This window comes from Methyloversatilis discipulorum (assembly GCF_000385375.1).
Taxonomy (GTDB): Bacteria; Pseudomonadota; Gammaproteobacteria; order Burkholderiales; family Rhodocyclaceae; genus Methyloversatilis; species Methyloversatilis discipulorum_A.
The window spans coordinates 3,409,598-3,423,953 of sequence record NZ_ARVV01000001.1 but is presented as its reverse complement, the minus strand read 5'-3'; the positions used below and the strand labels follow the sequence as shown (position 1 = coordinate 3,423,953).

The 14,356-nt window shown below is 69.0% G+C and carries 13 protein-coding genes; 10 read left to right on the top strand and 3 right to left on the bottom strand.

Annotated elements, in window-relative coordinates; translation table 11 throughout:
* Positions 1 to 4: 4 nt before the first annotated feature.
* Both METRZ18153_RS0115955 and bchF read right to left on the bottom strand, forming a co-directional pair.
* Positions 5 to 1,285, bottom strand: coding sequence for a ferredoxin:protochlorophyllide reductase (ATP-dependent) subunit N (locus METRZ18153_RS0115955; RefSeq protein ID WP_020165673.1), 1,281 nt, complete (start codon positions 1,283 to 1,285; stop codon positions 5 to 7).
* Positions 1,282 to 1,803, bottom strand: a complete 522-nt coding sequence (gene bchF, locus METRZ18153_RS0115950) for a 2-vinyl bacteriochlorophyllide hydratase (RefSeq protein ID WP_020165672.1) — start codon at positions 1,801 to 1,803, stop codon at positions 1,282 to 1,284. The genes METRZ18153_RS0115955 and bchF overlap by 4 nt, the downstream gene beginning before the upstream one ends.
* A gap of 401 nt (positions 1,804 to 2,204) precedes the next feature.
* On the opposite strand from bchF, the gene METRZ18153_RS0115945 reads away from it, so the two are divergent.
* The 8 genes from METRZ18153_RS0115945 (at position 2,205) to METRZ18153_RS0115910 (ending at position 12,308) form a co-directional block, all read left to right on the top strand.
* Complete coding sequence (locus tag METRZ18153_RS0115945; RefSeq protein ID WP_232416068.1) at positions 2,205 to 3,101, top strand: cobalamin B12-binding domain-containing protein; 897 nt, start codon at positions 2,205 to 2,207, stop codon at positions 3,099 to 3,101.
* Between the two features lie 105 nt (positions 3,102 to 3,206).
* The gene (gene ppsR, locus METRZ18153_RS0115940; RefSeq protein ID WP_232416067.1) at positions 3,207 to 4,619 is read left to right on the top strand and encodes a transcriptional regulator PpsR; all 1,413 of its coding nucleotides are present in this window, start codon (positions 3,207 to 3,209) and stop codon (positions 4,617 to 4,619) included.
* A gap of 161 nt (positions 4,620 to 4,780) precedes the next feature.
* Positions 4,781 to 5,662 (top strand): chlorophyll synthase ChlG, encoded by an 882-nt coding sequence (gene chlG, locus METRZ18153_RS0115935; RefSeq protein ID WP_081629107.1) that lies wholly within the window; start codon positions 4,781 to 4,783, stop codon positions 5,660 to 5,662.
* Between the two features lies 1 nt (position 5,663).
* Positions 5,664 to 7,028 carry a BCD family MFS transporter gene (locus tag METRZ18153_RS0115930; RefSeq protein WP_020165668.1) on the top strand — a complete coding sequence of 455 codons (1,365 nt, stop codon included), beginning with the start codon at positions 5,664 to 5,666 and terminating at the stop codon, positions 7,026 to 7,028.
* 2 nt (positions 7,029 to 7,030) lie between these two features.
* The gene (locus METRZ18153_RS0115925; RefSeq protein ID WP_020165667.1) at positions 7,031 to 8,200 is read left to right on the top strand and encodes a geranylgeranyl diphosphate reductase; all 1,170 of its coding nucleotides are present in this window, start codon (positions 7,031 to 7,033) and stop codon (positions 8,198 to 8,200) included.
* Positions 8,197 to 8,688 carry a TspO/MBR family protein gene (locus tag METRZ18153_RS0115920; RefSeq protein ID WP_020165666.1) on the top strand — a complete coding sequence of 164 codons (492 nt, stop codon included), beginning with the start codon at positions 8,197 to 8,199 and terminating at the stop codon, positions 8,686 to 8,688. Before METRZ18153_RS0115925 ends, METRZ18153_RS0115920 begins: the two co-directional genes overlap by 4 nt.
* A 258-nt stretch (positions 8,689 to 8,946) precedes the next feature.
* Entirely contained in the window at positions 8,947 to 10,134 is a 1,188-nt protein-coding gene (ppsR, locus tag METRZ18153_RS0115915) for a transcriptional regulator PpsR (protein WP_232416066.1), read from the top strand.
* 14 nt (positions 10,135 to 10,148) lie between these two features.
* A complete protein-coding gene (locus METRZ18153_RS0115910; protein WP_043364276.1) occupies positions 10,149 to 12,308 on the top strand; it encodes a GAF domain-containing protein in 2,160 nt (719 codons plus the stop codon).
* Here the strand turns inward: METRZ18153_RS0115910 and METRZ18153_RS0115905 are convergent.
* Positions 12,292 to 12,960 carry a biliverdin-producing heme oxygenase gene (locus tag METRZ18153_RS0115905; RefSeq protein ID WP_020165663.1) on the bottom strand — a complete coding sequence of 223 codons (669 nt, stop codon included), beginning with the start codon at positions 12,958 to 12,960 and terminating at the stop codon, positions 12,292 to 12,294. The genes METRZ18153_RS0115910 and METRZ18153_RS0115905 overlap by 17 nt on opposite strands.
* A gap of 81 nt (positions 12,961 to 13,041) precedes the next feature.
* On the opposite strand from METRZ18153_RS0115905, the gene METRZ18153_RS0115900 reads away from it, so the two are divergent.
* Together METRZ18153_RS0115900 and METRZ18153_RS0115895 are read left to right on the top strand one after the other, a co-directional pair.
* Positions 13,042 to 13,314, top strand: a complete 273-nt coding sequence (locus tag METRZ18153_RS0115900) for a hypothetical protein (protein ID WP_020165662.1) — start codon at positions 13,042 to 13,044, stop codon at positions 13,312 to 13,314.
* A 92-nt stretch (positions 13,315 to 13,406) separates the two neighbouring features.
* Complete coding sequence (locus METRZ18153_RS0115895) at positions 13,407 to 14,324, top strand: DUF808 domain-containing protein (RefSeq protein WP_020165661.1); 918 nt, start codon at positions 13,407 to 13,409, stop codon at positions 14,322 to 14,324.
* The last annotated feature ends 32 nt before the right edge of the window (positions 14,325 to 14,356 follow it).

Sequence of the window (14,356 nt, the reverse complement as noted above, 5' to 3'; positions counted from 1 at the left end):
CCCTTCAGACGGCCAGCCGTGCGCGGCGCGCGAACGGGCGGGCGAACAGTTCGGCCAGGTCGCCCGCCTGGTCGTAGCCGTGTATCGGCGAGAACACCAGTTCGATCGACCATTTGGTGGCCAGCCCCTCGGCCTCCAGCGGGTTGGCCAGGCCGAGGCCACATACGGTGAGGTCGGGGCGGGCGGCGCGCACGCGGTCGAGCTGGCGATCGAGGTGCTGGCCTTCGCTGAGCACGATGTCCTCCGGCAGCAGCGCCAGTTCCTCACTGACCATCTGGCGATCGAGAAAGGGCGTGCCGACCTCGATCAGTCGCATGCCCAGTTCGCGGTGCAGGAAGCGCGCGAGCGAAGGTTCGAGCTGCGAGTCGGGCAGCATGAACAGGCTGCGCCCGGCCAGCAGCGGGCGTTGCCGTGCCAGTGCCGTTTCGGTGCGCGCACGCGCCGGGCCGGTCACCGCGTCAAATGCGGCCGGGGTTACGCCCCAGGCGCGGGCGGCCGCTTGCAGCCAGGCGGTCGTGCCTTCGGCGCCGAAAGGGTAGGGCGCGCGCAGCAGCCGGGCGCCGCGGGCGACCAGTGCGCGCACGGTGTCGCCATTGAAGGGCTGGGCCGGCAGCAGGTCGGTGTTCGGACCGATCGCCGGCACGTCGGCCGCGCGGCGGCCCGGCAGGAATACGACGTTGGCGATGCCCAGCTGTTCGAACTGGCGGCGGAACTGGTCCTCGACGATGTCCGGCAGACAGCCCACCACCATCAGCTGGCGCGCGTCGGTGTGCGGCATCAGCGGCACGAAGGTGCGCAGCGCGGCGTCTTCGCCCTGGGTGAAGGTGGTTTCGATGCCGGACCCGGAATAGTTCAGCACGCGCACCTGCGGCAGCAGCCGGGCGTTGAGCCGCTCGGCGGCACGCGCGAGGTCGAGCTTGATCACTTCCGACGGGCAGGAGCCGACCAGGAACAGCGTGCGGATTTCCGGCCGGCGTTCGAGCAGCGTGACGCACAGGCGGTCGAGTTCGTCGTTGGCGTCGGCCATGCCGGCCAGGTCGCGGTCGGTCAGGATGGCTGTACCGAAGCGCGGTTCGGCGAAGATCATTACGCCGGCGGCGGACTGGATCAGGTGGGCGCAGGTACGCGAGCCGACCACCAGGAAAAAGGCGTCCTGCAGCTTGCGGTGCAGCCACACGATGCCGGTCAGACCGCAGAACACCTCGCGCTGGCCGCGTTCGCGCAGCACCGGGCGCTCGTCGCAGCCGCTGCGGGTGGCGATCGGAATGTCGTGCAGATTGCTCATGCCTGCACCACCGCGCCGTGGTTGCCGGCCGCCGGACTCGCCGTGTCGAGCCGCGCGGCGCGCAGCTTGAGCAGGAACTGTCCGGCGTTGATGACGTAGGTGAAGTAGGCCGCCAGCGCCAGCCACATCAGGCCGGTTCCGTCCAGCGTGCCGGTCGCCAGTGCGACCAGATAGGCGGTGTGCAGCGCCAGCACCGCGAAGCTGAATACGTCTTCCCAGAAGAAGGGGCGGGCGAACAGCCAGACGCCGAACACCGCCTTCTCCCAGATCGAGCCGGTGACCATGATCGCGTACAGCAGCAGGGTCTTGATCACCACCGACCAGGTTGCAGCCTGCAGGCCCTCGCCGGACCACAGATAGCGCAGCACGAGCACGAGGCTGATCGCGAAGGCGACGAACTGCACCGGCGCCAGCACCCCCTGAACCAGGGTCCAGGGTGATTCGTCCCGCCGGCGGCGTTCCTCCGGCGTGTAAAGCGGTGTGTGCCGCATCGCCGGTGAGGCCTCTCTGTTGCGCATCGTCGCGTCTCCTCTGTCCTCGTAATCGAATCTAGACGGCTGGGGACAAAGTGTCAATGTAAATTGACGTCACGACGAAATTACATCGACCGGATGACAGTGCGCGTGGTCCAGAGGCCCGTTCCGGCTGGAGCGTCATCAAAATTGACAAGTTAACTTGACAGTGCGGGGTGCCGCGCTCTATTCCTACAATGTTGGCGTCCAGTTCTGCAGACAGATTCGAACCCCGCCTTCCTGCCCAGAGACTTGCTCACCCTCGTCGTCAGTGCCACCACGGACACTGGGTTCACCACCCGCAGCAGCCGTAAAGCCCGTCCGCATCCATGGGGCGTCCACCGGGGGCGCATCCGACACGGCCGGGGCACGACAAAAAGACCCAAGGAGGCAGGAAGATGGCCGGGATGACGCAGCGAAGCGCCCGCAGGGCGCAGATGTCGGGTGAGGGTTTGTCCGCGCAGGAGCAGGGCGGGGTCAGTCAGTTCGGCGGGCCGCCGATCGGCCCGCCGGTGTTCGCTGCCCCTGACTGGCTGGGTGATCTGGCGCAGACGATAGAGGCGGAAATCATTCCGCGGCTGATGCTGGCGCACGGTGATCTGGTCGATCTGCCGCCGGCCGGGGTCAGCGCAACAACCATCTCGGCGCGCGAAATCCACGAGTTCGCCAATCTCGTGCTGGCACAGGATGCCGGCGTCGTACGCAGCTGCGTGCAGGCGATCCGCGCCCGCGGCGTCGAGCCACGGGTCATCTGTCTGGACCTGCTGGCACCGGCGGCGCGCCGGCTCGGCGAATTGTGGGAAGCGGATCTGTGCGATTTCACTCAGGTCACGCTCGGCCTGTGGCGGATCCAGCAGGTGCTGCACGACGTCAGCCCGAGTTTCCGCAGCGATCTGCATTCGGGCGAGACAGGCCGCCGCGTGCTGCTCGCCACCTTGCCGGGGGAGCAGCACACCTTCGGCATGTCCATGGTGGCCGACTTCTTCCGCCAGCGCCGCTGGGATGTGCGCCTCGACACACCGGGTCCGCGCGGCGAAGCGCTGCGCCTGCTGCGCGCCGAGCGCTTCGATCTGGTGGGCGTGTCACTCGGCAGCGAAACGCGCTTCGACGAACTGGCGGAGTGGATCACCGCCGCTCGCCGCGTGTCGCTGCAACGCGACCTCGTGGTGATGGTAGGCGGCCCGATCTTCGCCAGCCGGCCGGAGTGGGTGCCGCTGGTCGGCGCCGACGCGACGGCGCGCGATGCGAGTGCCGCGGTCGATGTGGCCGAGGCATTGCTGCCTGTGCGATTTGCGCATGGGTGATCAGTTTCTGGAGGGTATCGATTGGGTTCGGAGCAGGGGCGCGATCAAATCGCGAAAATGGACGCCGATGCGGGAAGGTTGACGGTGAAGCCTTTTGATTCGCCGATGGGTTTGTTACATGGCGTCGATGCCGAGTCGGCTGCACGACTCATTGCCGCCGCCTCCGACGTTGCGTTGTTGCTCGACGACAAGGGCGTCATCCGCGACCTTGCATTCAACGACGGCGCGCTGCTGCCCGAAGCCGGCGCGCGCTGGCTGGGGCGCCGGTGGACCGAGGTGGTGACGGTCGAAAGCCGCCCCAAGGTCGAGGCGCTGCTGCAGGACGCCGCCAGTGGCGAAAGCCGCCGTGCACGGCACGTCAATCATCCTGTGCAGGGCGGCAGCGATCTGCCGCTGCTTTACTCGACCGTGCGCATCGGCCACGACGGCACCGTCGTCGCCCTCGGCCGCGACCTGACGGCGCTGTCCATGCTGCAGCAGCGGCTGGTGGACGCGCAGCAGTCGATCGAGCGCGACTACGCGCGCCTGCGCCAGCTCGAGGCGCGCTACCGCCTGCTGTTCCAGATGACGTCGGAAGCGGTGCTGGTGGTAGATACCGTCAGCCAGCGCATCGTCGAGGCGAATGCCGCCGCCAACTGGATGCTGGGTGAGGACGCGCGCAGTGTGGTCGGGCGCAATTTCCCGGAAGGGCTGGACGACGCCGGCAACCAGGCGGTGCAGGGGCTGTTCGCCGCGGTGCGTGCCAACGGTCGTTCCGACGACGTCCGCGTGCGTGGGCCGGGCGGCAGCGACTGGCTGGTGGCCGCTTCGCTGGTGCGACAGGACGCAACATCGCTGTATCTGGTGCGGCTGTCGCAGGTCGGTGCCTCCGGCACCGAATCCGGCGAGCGGATGTCGGTGGCCGATGCGGTCGAAATGGTGCCGGACGCCTTCGTGCTGACCGGCGAGGACGGCGTCATCCTGACCGCCAACCAGGCCTTCGTCGATCTCGCCCAGCTGGCGAGCATCGAGCAGGCACGCACGCAGTCGCTCGAACGCTGGCTCGGCCGTCCCGGTGTCGATTTCAAGGTGCTGATGGTGAACGTGCGCCAGCACGGTTCGATCCGCCTGTTTTCGACCGTGCTGCGCGGCGAGCACGGTTCGGACGTCGACGTCGAGGTGTCGGCGGTCGCGGTGGACCGCGGTGAGCGTCCGTGCATCGGTTTCACGGTGCGCGGCGTCAGCCGCCGCATCGAGCCGGAACCGCGAATCAGCCGCGAGATGCCGCGTTCGGTCGAGCAGTTGACCGGCTTGGTTGGGCGCGTGTCGCTGAAGGATCTGGTGCGCGAATCGACCGATCTGATCGAGAAGCTGTGCATCGAGGCGGCGCTCGACATGACGCACGACAACCGCGCGTCGGCGGCCGAAATGCTCGGCCTGAGCCGGCAGAGCCTGTACGTGAAGCTGCGCCGCTATGGCATCGGCGATCTCAACGCCGATCAGGGCGACGACGGCGGGCAGGAGCCGGGCGAGGAGTGATCCGAAGCGGGTCGGTCGGCCGGGCCGGGCCCCGCCGACCGCGTCCGCGCGGACCTGTCGTGAGGCACGGACGGCGGCCTTGCGTCCGGTGTCAATCAAAATGGACTGGCTGAGTGTAAGTTTGTCTTGACGCTCTCGTGTGTCAAGCCTACTGTTAGCTCATGACTCGTCCAGCCCTCTCTGCCGTTGCCGAACTGCTGAAGCCCATCACCTGGTTTCCGCCGATGTGGGCTTTCGGTTGTGGCGTCGTTGCCTCCGGCCTGCCGGCCGGAGAGCGCTGGCAGGTCGTGCTGCTCGGCGTGCTGCTGGCAGGGCCGCTGGTCTGCGCGACCAGCCAGGCGGTGAATGACTGGTTCGACCGTCACGTCGATGCGATCAACGAACCGCAGCGTCCGATTCCATCCGGTCGCATGCCGGGTCACTGGGGCCTCTATATCGCCGTCGTCTGGACGGTGCTGTCGCTGCTGGTGGCGACCGCGCTCGGTCCCTGGGGTTTTGCCGCCGCCGCGCTTGGCCTGCTGCTGGCCTGGGCCTACAGCGCGCCGCCGCTGCGGCTGAAGGCCAACGGCTGGTGGGGCAACAGTGCTTGCGCGCTCTGTTACGAAGGACTGGCCTGGGTCACCGGTGCCGCGGTGATGGCCGGCGGCGCCATGCCCGACCTGCGCAGTCTGCTGCTGGCCGGTCTGTACAGCGCCGGCGCACACGGCATCATGACGCTGAACGACTTCAAGTCGGTCGATGGCGACCGCCGCATGGGCATCGCTTCGCTGCCGGTACAACTGGGCGTTGCGCGCGCCGGTCGGGTCGCCTGCTGGGTGATGGCGGTGCCGCAGGTCGTCGTCGTCGCGCTGCTCGCGCACTGGGGGGCGCCGGCGCACGCTGCGCTGGTGGGCATGCTGCTCGGTGCCCAGCTGATGCTGATGTCCCGGCTGCTGGACGACCCGCGCGCTCGCGCGCCCTGGTACAACGGCACCGGCATTACGCTCTACGTGCTCGGCATGCTGGTGAGCGCCTTCGCGCTGCGCGCGCTCGGAGGCGACTGACATGAACCAGGCCCTCGGCTGGATCGGCATCTTCCGCCTCGGTCTGGTGCAGACCGCGCTCGGCGCCATCGTCGTGCTGACCACGTCGACGCTGAACCGCGTCATGGTGGTCGAACTGGCTTTGCCGGCCATGCTGCCCGGCATCCTGGTGGCGCTGCATTACGCGGTGCAGATGCTGCGGCCGCGCCTCGGGCACGGTTCGGATCTGGGTGGGCGGCGCACGCCTTGGATCATCGGCGGCATGGCGGTGCTTGCCGCCGGCGGCACGCTGGCCGCGCTCGCCACCGTGCTGATGGCCGACCACTTCGTCGCCGGTGTCGCACTGGCGGTGCTTGCCTTCATGCTGATCGGCGTCGGTGTCGGCGCCGCCGGCACCTCGCTGCTGGTGCTGCTCGCCAAGCGCGTGGACGACGGCCGCCGTGCGGCCGCCGCCACCATCGTCTGGATGATGATGATTCTCGGCTTCGCCGTGACGGCCGGCATCACCGGCAAGCTGCTCGATCCGTTCTCCGGCGAGCGGCTGTTGCAGGTCGTTGCCGGCACCTCGGTCTGCGCCTTCATGCTTGCACTCGTCGCCGTGCGCGGCGTCGAGGGCGTCAGCCCCGCAACCAAACCGGTTTCGACGGGGCTGCCGCACTCTCCTCCCAAAGGCACCCCATTCCGCGCTGCACTGGCCCAGGTCTGGGGCGAGTCGCATGCGCGGCTTTTTACACTGTTCGTCTTCGTGTCCATGCTCGCCTACAGCGCGCAGGACCTGATACTCGAACCCTTTGCCGGCACTGTGTTCGGCTACTCGCCCGGGCAGTCGACCCAGTTGTCGGGTCTGCAGCACGGCGGCGTGTTCGCCGGCATGCTGCTGGTGGCGCTGACCGGCACCGTGTTCGGCGGGCGGCAGATCGGCTCGCTGCGGCTGTGGATCATCGGCGGCTGCATCGCCTCGGCCTGCGCGCTGGCGGGCCTGACCGCCGCCGGCTTCAGCGGCCAGGGTTGGCCCTTGCGCGAAACCGTGTTCCTGCTCGGCGTATCCAATGGCGCGTTCGCGGTGGCGGCGATCGCGTCGATGATGCGCCTGGCCGGCCAGGGCGGCGCCGGTCGCGAGGGCGTGCGCATGGGTCTGTGGGGTGCGGCGCAGGCGATCGCCTTCGCACTGGGCGGCTTCGCCGGCACTGTCGCGGTCGATCTGACGCGCGCCCTGATCGCCGAGCCGGGCGTCGCCTACGCGCTGGTGTTCGCCGGCGAGGCGTTGCTGTTCATCGTATCGGCCGCCATGGCGATGCGGATTTCCGGCCTGCAGCCGGCGACCGTGGCGGCGCGTGCGCCGGCTGCGCCGCTGCCGCTGATGCCACGCGCGGAAGGAGAGGCCTGATCATGGAAAACTACGATGTGGTGGTGGTCGGCGGCGGGCCCGCCGGGGCCACCGCGGCGACCGATCTGGCGCGCCGCGGCTACGCGGTGCTGCTGCTCGATCGCGGCGGGCGGATCAAGCCCTGCGGCGGCGCGATACCGCCGAAGGCGATCGAGGAGTTCCGCATTCCGGATGAGTTGCTGGTCGCCCGTGCCCGTTCGGCACGCATGGTGGCGCCCAGCGGGCGCGAGGTCGACATGCCGATCGACGGCGGTTTCGTAGGCATGGTCGATCGCGAGCAGTTCGACGAATACCTGCGCGAGCGTGCCGGACTCGCCGGCGCGCATCGGCGCACCGGCAGCTTTCAGCGGGTGAGCCGCGACGGTGCCGGCTCGGCTGTCGTGCATTACCGCGTCGGCGAGCAGGGCGAACGCTGCGTGCGCGCCCGCGCCATCATCGGCGCCGACGGTGCGCTGTCGGCGGTCGGTCGGCAGTGTGTGCCGGGCGCCGACCAGGTGCCCTGCGTGTTCGCCTACCACGAGATCGTGCGCGCGCCGCAAACCGGTTTCGACGGCAGCCGCTGCGATGTCTATTACCAGGGCCGGCTGTCGCCCGATTTCTACGGCTGGGTGTTCCCGCACGGCGACACGGTCAGTGTTGGCGTCGGCTCGGCGCGCAAGGGTTTCTCGATACGCGGCGGCGTCAGCGCCTTGCGCGACAGCGCCGGCCTCGGCGCCGCCGGCACCGTTCGCCGCGAAGGCGCGCCAATTCCGATGCGCCCGCTGCGGCGCTGGGACAACGGGCGTGACGTCGTGCTGGCCGGCGACGCGGCCGGCGTCGTCGCGCCGGCGTCGGGCGAAGGCATCTATTACGCGCTCAGTGGCGGCCGGCTGGCGGCCGAGGCGGTCGATGCCTATCTGGTCACCGGCGATGCGCGCGCGCTGAGGCTGGCGCGCAAGCGTTTCATGAAGGCGCACGGCCGCGTGTTCATGGTGCTCGGCATCATGCAGCGCTTCTGGTACGCGAGCGACAAGCGGCGCGAACGCTTCGTCAGCATCTGCCGCGATCCCGACGTGCAGCAGCTCACCTGGCAGGCCTATATGCACAAGCGGCTGGTCCGCGCGCGGCCGCTGGCGCACATGCGCATCTTCTTCAAGGACCTCGCGCACCTCTGCGGCATCGTGTCGCCATGAATGCCCGGACGGCCACGCGCTGGAAGCCGGTGGCCGTCGCTGCACTTGCCGCGCTTGCGGTGGCCGGCCTGGGCGGTGCCATGACCGATCTGAGCGAGTGGTACCGTGCGCTCGCCAAACCCTCCTGGCAGCCGCCGGACTGGGCTTTCGGGCCGGCCTGGACCCTCATCTTCGGTCTTGCCGCCGCCGCCGGTGTGCTCGGCTGGCGCCATGCGCCGGACGCGCGAGGGCGTCGCCAGTTGCTGGCGATGTTCGCCGCCAACGGTGGCCTGAACGTGCTGTGGAGTGCGCTGTTCTTCCATCTGCGCCGTCCCGACTGGGCGCTGGCCGAAGTCGTGCTGCTGTGGCTGTCGGTGGTGTTCCTGATGGTCCGCCTGCGACCATGGTCCGCACGTGCGGCCGCGCTTTTGCTGCCGTATGCGGTGTGGGTCGCGTTTGCGGCAGCGCTGAATCTGTCCATCGTCCGCCTGAATGCCCCCTTTGGCTGACGCGCCGCACTTTTTGACGCCGGTCACGTGTGCCGGCAAGCGACTTGCCGTAGCATGCAGGCGTTAAACTCAAGCAATTGAAGGCGTTGTCGCGATTGCGCCGTCGGCAGTCCGGTGATCAGCGGGTGTGCTTCCGTTGAATTGCGCGTACCGGGCTTTTCCGAACCACGCGGCAGCGCATGTCCCGGTCCAGGCCGGGCCCGAAATTTGCAGCAGGTCGGTCCCGTATCTCTCCGTCCTGCTAACCAGGCCCATGCCGTGAACAAGCTACCGAACGATCCAGGAGACCTGAGCGCCTTCTCCGATGTGGCACCGGAGTTGGCCGACATGCTGGTGTCGGTCGCCAGCGACATTGCGCTGGTGATCGACGACAAGGGCGTCATCCGCAGTGTTGCGCTGGGCGGCACCGAGCCGGTCAGCGCAGCGGCGGGCGAATGGCTGGGCCGCCAGTGGATAGACACGGTGACGCCGGACACCCGCCGCAAGGTCGAGGACCTGCTGAGCGAGGCGGCCGAGTCCGGCGTTTCGCGCACCCGCCACATCAACCACCCGTCGCTGGCCGGCAGCGATCTGCCGGTGGCCTACACCGCCGTGCGCCTCGGCCACGGCGGTCCGCTGCTGGTGGTCGGACGCGACCTGCGCGCCGTCTCGGCGATGCAGCAGCGGCTGGTCGACGCCCAGCAATCGATGGAGCGCGACTACTGGCGCATGCGCCAGGCGGAAACCCGCTACCGCCTGCTGTTCCAGATCGCCACCGACGCAGTGCTGGTGGTGGACGCCGACACCTTGCGCATCGTCGATGCCAACCGTGCCGCCGGCCGTCTGTTCGGCGGCACGGTGCAGGACATGCCGGGCCGTCAGGCCGGCTACGCGCTGGCGCCGTCCTCGCTGCCCGCGCTGGAGGAGCTACTGGGCACGGTACGGGTGTCCGAGCGCCCGGGTGACGCGATGCTCGACCTGGCGTCGGGCGGCCGCATCCACGCTTGGGTATCGCTGTTCCGCGACGAGGGCAGCACGCTGCTGTTGATGCGCGCCTGGCCCGAAGGCGGGCAGATGCCGCCGGCGGTCGACGATGCGATGCTGCCGGAACTGGTGCGCCTGACACCTGATGCGGTCGCCTTCACCGACGAACAGGGGGTGCTGCTGAGTGCCAACCCGGCCTTCGTCGAGCTGGTGCAGGGCGTCGACATGGCGTCGCTGCGTGGCCGCTCGATGGCGGCGTGGCTGTCGGGCGAGAGCGACGGACTGGGTGGTCTGCTCGCCGCGGTGCGGCAGAGCGGCACGCTGCGTCTGGCGACGCGCATGCGCAACGAGCGCGGGCACGACGTCGATGTTGAACTGTCGGCAGTACTGATCCATAACGGAGACTCGAACACCATCGGTCTCATCATCCGCGCAGTGCAGCCGCGCGGTCCCGGCGTGGGGGTCAGGGGTCGCATGCACTGAGCGTGTCGCGCAAAGTGAACGATCCTCTCTACAGTCCGCCTTTCGGTCAGGCCGACCTGACCAACTGCGAGCGCGAGCTCATCCACCTTGCCGGCTCGATACAGCCGCACGGCGTGCTGCTGGTCGTGCGTGAATCCGACCTGCAGGTGCTGCAGGCCAGCCTGAATACCGAACAGTGGCTGGGCGTGCCGCACGCGGCGGTGGTCGAGGCGCCGCTGCCGGCGCTTGGCGGCGACTTGGCGGCGCGTGTGCGCGAACTGGGCCGGACGCTGACGGAAGTCGAACTGACGCCCTTCCACTGCAGCACCGGCCACGGCGGGCTGCTGCGGCATTTCGAGGGCATGGCGCATCGCGGGCAGTCCGGCACGCTGATCGTCGAGCTCGAAACCGCCGGGCCACCGGCCGAAGATGTCGCGGCACAGGCGCTGCTGGCGACGGCGGTGCGTCGCTTCAGCGAGGCGATGAGCGTCGATGCGCTGGCGGACACGGCGGTGCAGTCGATACGCGAACTGACCCATTACGACCGCGTGATGGTGTATCGCTTCGATGCCGATGGCCATGGCGAAATCGTCGCCGAGGCGCGCGACGACCGGCTCGACACCCTGCTCGGTCACCGCTATCCGGCAACCGACATTCCGCAGCGCGCGCGCGACCTCTATCTGCGCAACCGGGTGCGCGTGCTGGTCGATGCGCGCTACCTGCCGGTCGCCGTCGAACCGCGCCGGCTGCCGCACAGCGGCGAAGAGCTGGACATGTCGATGTGCCACCTGCGCAGCATGTCGCCACTGCACATCCAGTACCTGCGCAATATGGGCGTGACCGCGACGCTGGTGGTGTCGCTGGTGCGCGAGGGGCGGCTGTGGGGGTTGATCGCCTGTCATCACTATGCGCCGCGGCGTATCCATTACGCACAGCGCGCCGCCGTCGACGTGCTGGCGGAGGTGATGTCGACGCGCATCGCGGCGATCGAGAACTATGTACGCACCCAGGTCGACGTGCTGGTGCGGCGCATGGAACTGCGGCTGATCGAGGCGACGTCGACCGAGGGCGACTGGCGTGCGGCACTGATGCGCAACGCGCGCACGCTGCTGCTGCCGATGGACGCCAGCGGTGTCGCGCTGCTGCACGACGGCGAACTGCTGACCGCCGGCGAGGTGCCGTCCACCGAGGCGGTGCGCGCGCTGGCCGGCTGGGTGTCCGGCGAAATGAAGCAGATGCTGTTCAGCTGCGCCTCGGTCGAGCGCGCCAACCCGGCGCTGGCCTACCTGACGCCGGTGGTGTGCGGCGTGCTGGCGATCGATCTGTCGACGCGCGGCCGCAATCTGCTGATGTGGTTCCGGCGCGAGCAGCGTGCCAAGCTGACTTGGGCCGGCGACCCCGCGAAGCCCATGGTCGACAACGATCCGCTGACCTTGTCGCCGCGGCGCTCCTTCGAGGCGTGGTCGGAAATCGTGCGCGGCACCGCGGCCCCGTGGTCGCGCGCCGATCTGGCGCTGGCGCGCGCGATCGGCGCCTCGCTGCGCGATGTGATCATGCAGACGCAGGCGGTGCGCCTGCTCATCGCCCAGCACCAGCTTGAAAAATTTCGCACTGCCGTCGACGAGTCGCCGGAGCCCCTGCTGGTTGCCGACGGCGACGGTCGCATCCTGTTTCCCAGTCCGGCGCTCGCCGGCATCCTGCCGGGCGGTTGCCGGCAGCCGGCGAATTTCGACGAACTGGCGGCGCTGTTCGAAGATCAGGCCTCTGTGCGCGATGTGTTGAGGTCGCTGCGCGAAGGACGTGTGTCGTGGCGCGGCGAGTGGCGGATGAGCGGTGGCATTGCGCTGGGCGTGCGCGCCGACGTCGTGCCGGGCCCGCGCGATGCCGTGCTCGGTTGCATCCTGATCTTCACCGACCTCACCGATGCGAAGCGCACCGAGGCGGCGCGTCGCCATCTCGAACAGTCGCTGACGATGACCGGCCAGGCCGATGCGCAGCTGACCACGCGCGAGGCGCGCGGCCTGCCCGACGAGGTGATGGGCGCCATCCTGGCCAATGCGAGCGTGGCGGCGATGGAACTGACCGACACCACGGCGTCGATCCCGGTCGCTACGCTGATCGAGGAACTGGAGGCGTCGGCGACGCGCGCCGCGGCGGTCTATGCCCGCCTGCGCGAATTCAACCGCCCACTCTGAGCGCGGCGGCGTCGCCGGCCGGCAGCGCCTCGAAAATGTCCACGTGACGCAGGAAGGCGGCTTCGGCTTCGCTGGCGATGGCCGCCCGCGTGGCGTCGTCGCGCGACGGGCCATCGAGTGCGGCGCGCAGTCGTGCGCTGAGCTCGGCCGGCGCGTGCGCGCCGAAGCGGTAGAAGCGCGTGCCGGCTTCGCCGTCCAGCGCGTAGCAGCGGGCGACGATGCGCTGCAGGATCTGGCCGCCCTGCAGATCGCCGAGGTAGCGCACATACATGTGCGCGAGCAGCAGTTCCGGCCGGTGTGCCGACAGTTCGCGCAGGCGCGCCGCGTAGCATGCCGCCGCGTCGACCAGCGGCAGCGCGTGTCCCCAGCCGTCGCCGTGCAGTGTGGCCAGGTCGGCTTCCAGCGCGGCGCTGCGCGCCAGCCCGTCGATGTCCAGCCCGGCCAGGGCCGGGTGGGTCTTATGCTGCCTCAGCGCGGCCTCCAGTTCGCGGTAGATCGGGTGCAGGTTGCGCAGCAGGGTGCAGTAGGCGGCAAGACCGAGTTCGCCGCGCAGCAGCGCCGGCATCGGACCGCTGCGCTCGGCGCGTGCGTGATGTGCCGCCGTCACCTGTCTGAGGCGCTGCGACAGCGGGGGCTGTTCGGTGGCGTGCATGGGAGAGGTGTTTCGGCCTGTCAGTCGTGTACGGTGTGCGGATGCGGCAGCCTGCTGCCGATCTCAGCGTGGAGCGCTCGCATGTCCGACCTGTTGGCGAATGGTTTGTTGATCGACCTGATCATGATAGGGGTTTTGTTCGAAGCGGCGGCACTGGCGCTGCTGCACCGCCGGCGCGGTCTGGGCTTCGCGCCGGGCCGCTGGCTGCCGACGCTGGCCGCTGGCCTGTGCCTGATGCTGGCCCTGCGCGCAGCCCTCACCGGCGGCGGCGCGACGCTGGTGCTGTTCTGGCTGGCGGCGTCCGGCGTGGCGCACGGATGCGATCTTTACCTGCGCCGACCGCGGGCGCGCTGATCGACTGCAGTCTCATCGCCGACTTCCGGTAGCATGCGCCGCGCGATCCATGCCGTACGGATCGATCCCGACAACATTCACAGGATTTCGCCATGGCCGGAGCCAGCCTTCTCGCACTGATAGACGACATCGCCAGCGTACTGGACGACGTGTCCGTCCTGACCAAGGTCGCCGCCAAGAAGACGGCCGGCGTACTTGGCGATGACCTGGCGCTGAACGCGCAGCAGGTGGCCGGCGTCAAGGCCGATCGCGAACTGCCGGTGGTGTGGGCGGTGGCCATGGGTTCGGTACGCAACAAGCTCATCCTGGTGCCGGCGGCGCTCGCCATCAGCGCCTTCCTGCCGGCAGCGGTGACGCCGCTGCTGATGATAGGCGGGCTCTTCCTCTGTTACGAAGGCGTCGAGAAGCTGGCGCACAGATTCCTGCACAGCGCCGATGAAGACGCCGCGCACCACGCCGAGCACATGAAGGCGCTGGCCGACGAACAGGTCGACCTGGTCGCGCTGGAGAAGGAAAAGGTGAAGGGCGCCATCCGCACCGACTTCATCCTGTCGGCCGAAATCATCGCCATCACGCTGGGTACCGTGGCCGACGCGCCTTTCGGCACCCAGGTCGCGGTGCTGGCGGGCATTGCCGCCATCATGACGGTCGGGGTGTATGGACTGGTGGCGGGCATTGTCAAACTGGACGACGCCGGCCTCTACCTCAGCCGCGCCGCCTCGGGTGCGACGCGTGCGCTCGGTCGCGGCATCCTCGCACTGGCGCCGTGGTTGATGAAGGCTTTGTCGGTGGCCGGTACCGCCGCCATGTTCCTGGTCGGCGGCGGCATCCTGACACACGGCATCCCGGCGCTGCACGACCGGATACATCATCTGTCGGAAGCGGTGGGTTCGGTGTTGGGCGTGCTGCTGCCCTTCGTCGCCGACGCGCTGACCGGCGTCGTCGCCGGTGCGATCACGCTGGCCGTGGTGCTGGGTGCCAAGAAGCTGCGCGGCAGCGCGACCGCCTGACCCGGCGCGGACTCCGCTGGCCGGGCTCAGAC

What these genes read in the sequence shown, in the direction of transcription:
- METRZ18153_RS0115955 (WP_020165673.1), bottom strand. Translation starts at nt 1,285, where the DNA reads ATGAGCAATCTGCACGACATTCCGATCGCCACCCGCAGCGGCTGCGAC.
- bchF (WP_020165672.1), bottom strand. Translation starts at nt 1,803, where the DNA reads ATGCGCAACAGAGAGGCCTCACCGGCGATGCGGCACACACCGCTTTAC.
- METRZ18153_RS0115945 (WP_232416068.1), top strand. Translation starts at nt 2,205, where the DNA reads ATGACGCAGCGAAGCGCCCGCAGGGCGCAGATGTCGGGTGAGGGTTTG.
- ppsR (WP_232416067.1), top strand. Translation starts at nt 3,207, where the DNA reads ATGGGTTTGTTACATGGCGTCGATGCCGAGTCGGCTGCACGACTCATT.
- chlG (WP_081629107.1), top strand. Translation starts at nt 4,781, where the DNA reads ATGACTCGTCCAGCCCTCTCTGCCGTTGCCGAACTGCTGAAGCCCATC.
- METRZ18153_RS0115930 (WP_020165668.1), top strand. Translation starts at nt 5,664, where the DNA reads ATGAACCAGGCCCTCGGCTGGATCGGCATCTTCCGCCTCGGTCTGGTG.
- METRZ18153_RS0115925 (WP_020165667.1), top strand. Translation starts at nt 7,031, where the DNA reads ATGGAAAACTACGATGTGGTGGTGGTCGGCGGCGGGCCCGCCGGGGCC.
- METRZ18153_RS0115920 (WP_020165666.1), top strand. Translation starts at nt 8,197, where the DNA reads ATGAATGCCCGGACGGCCACGCGCTGGAAGCCGGTGGCCGTCGCTGCA.
- METRZ18153_RS0115905 (WP_020165663.1), bottom strand. Translation starts at nt 12,960, where the DNA reads ATGCACGCCACCGAACAGCCCCCGCTGTCGCAGCGCCTCAGACAGGTG.
- METRZ18153_RS0115900 (WP_020165662.1), top strand. Translation starts at nt 13,042, where the DNA reads ATGTCCGACCTGTTGGCGAATGGTTTGTTGATCGACCTGATCATGATA.
- METRZ18153_RS0115895 (WP_020165661.1), top strand. Translation starts at nt 13,407, where the DNA reads ATGGCCGGAGCCAGCCTTCTCGCACTGATAGACGACATCGCCAGCGTA.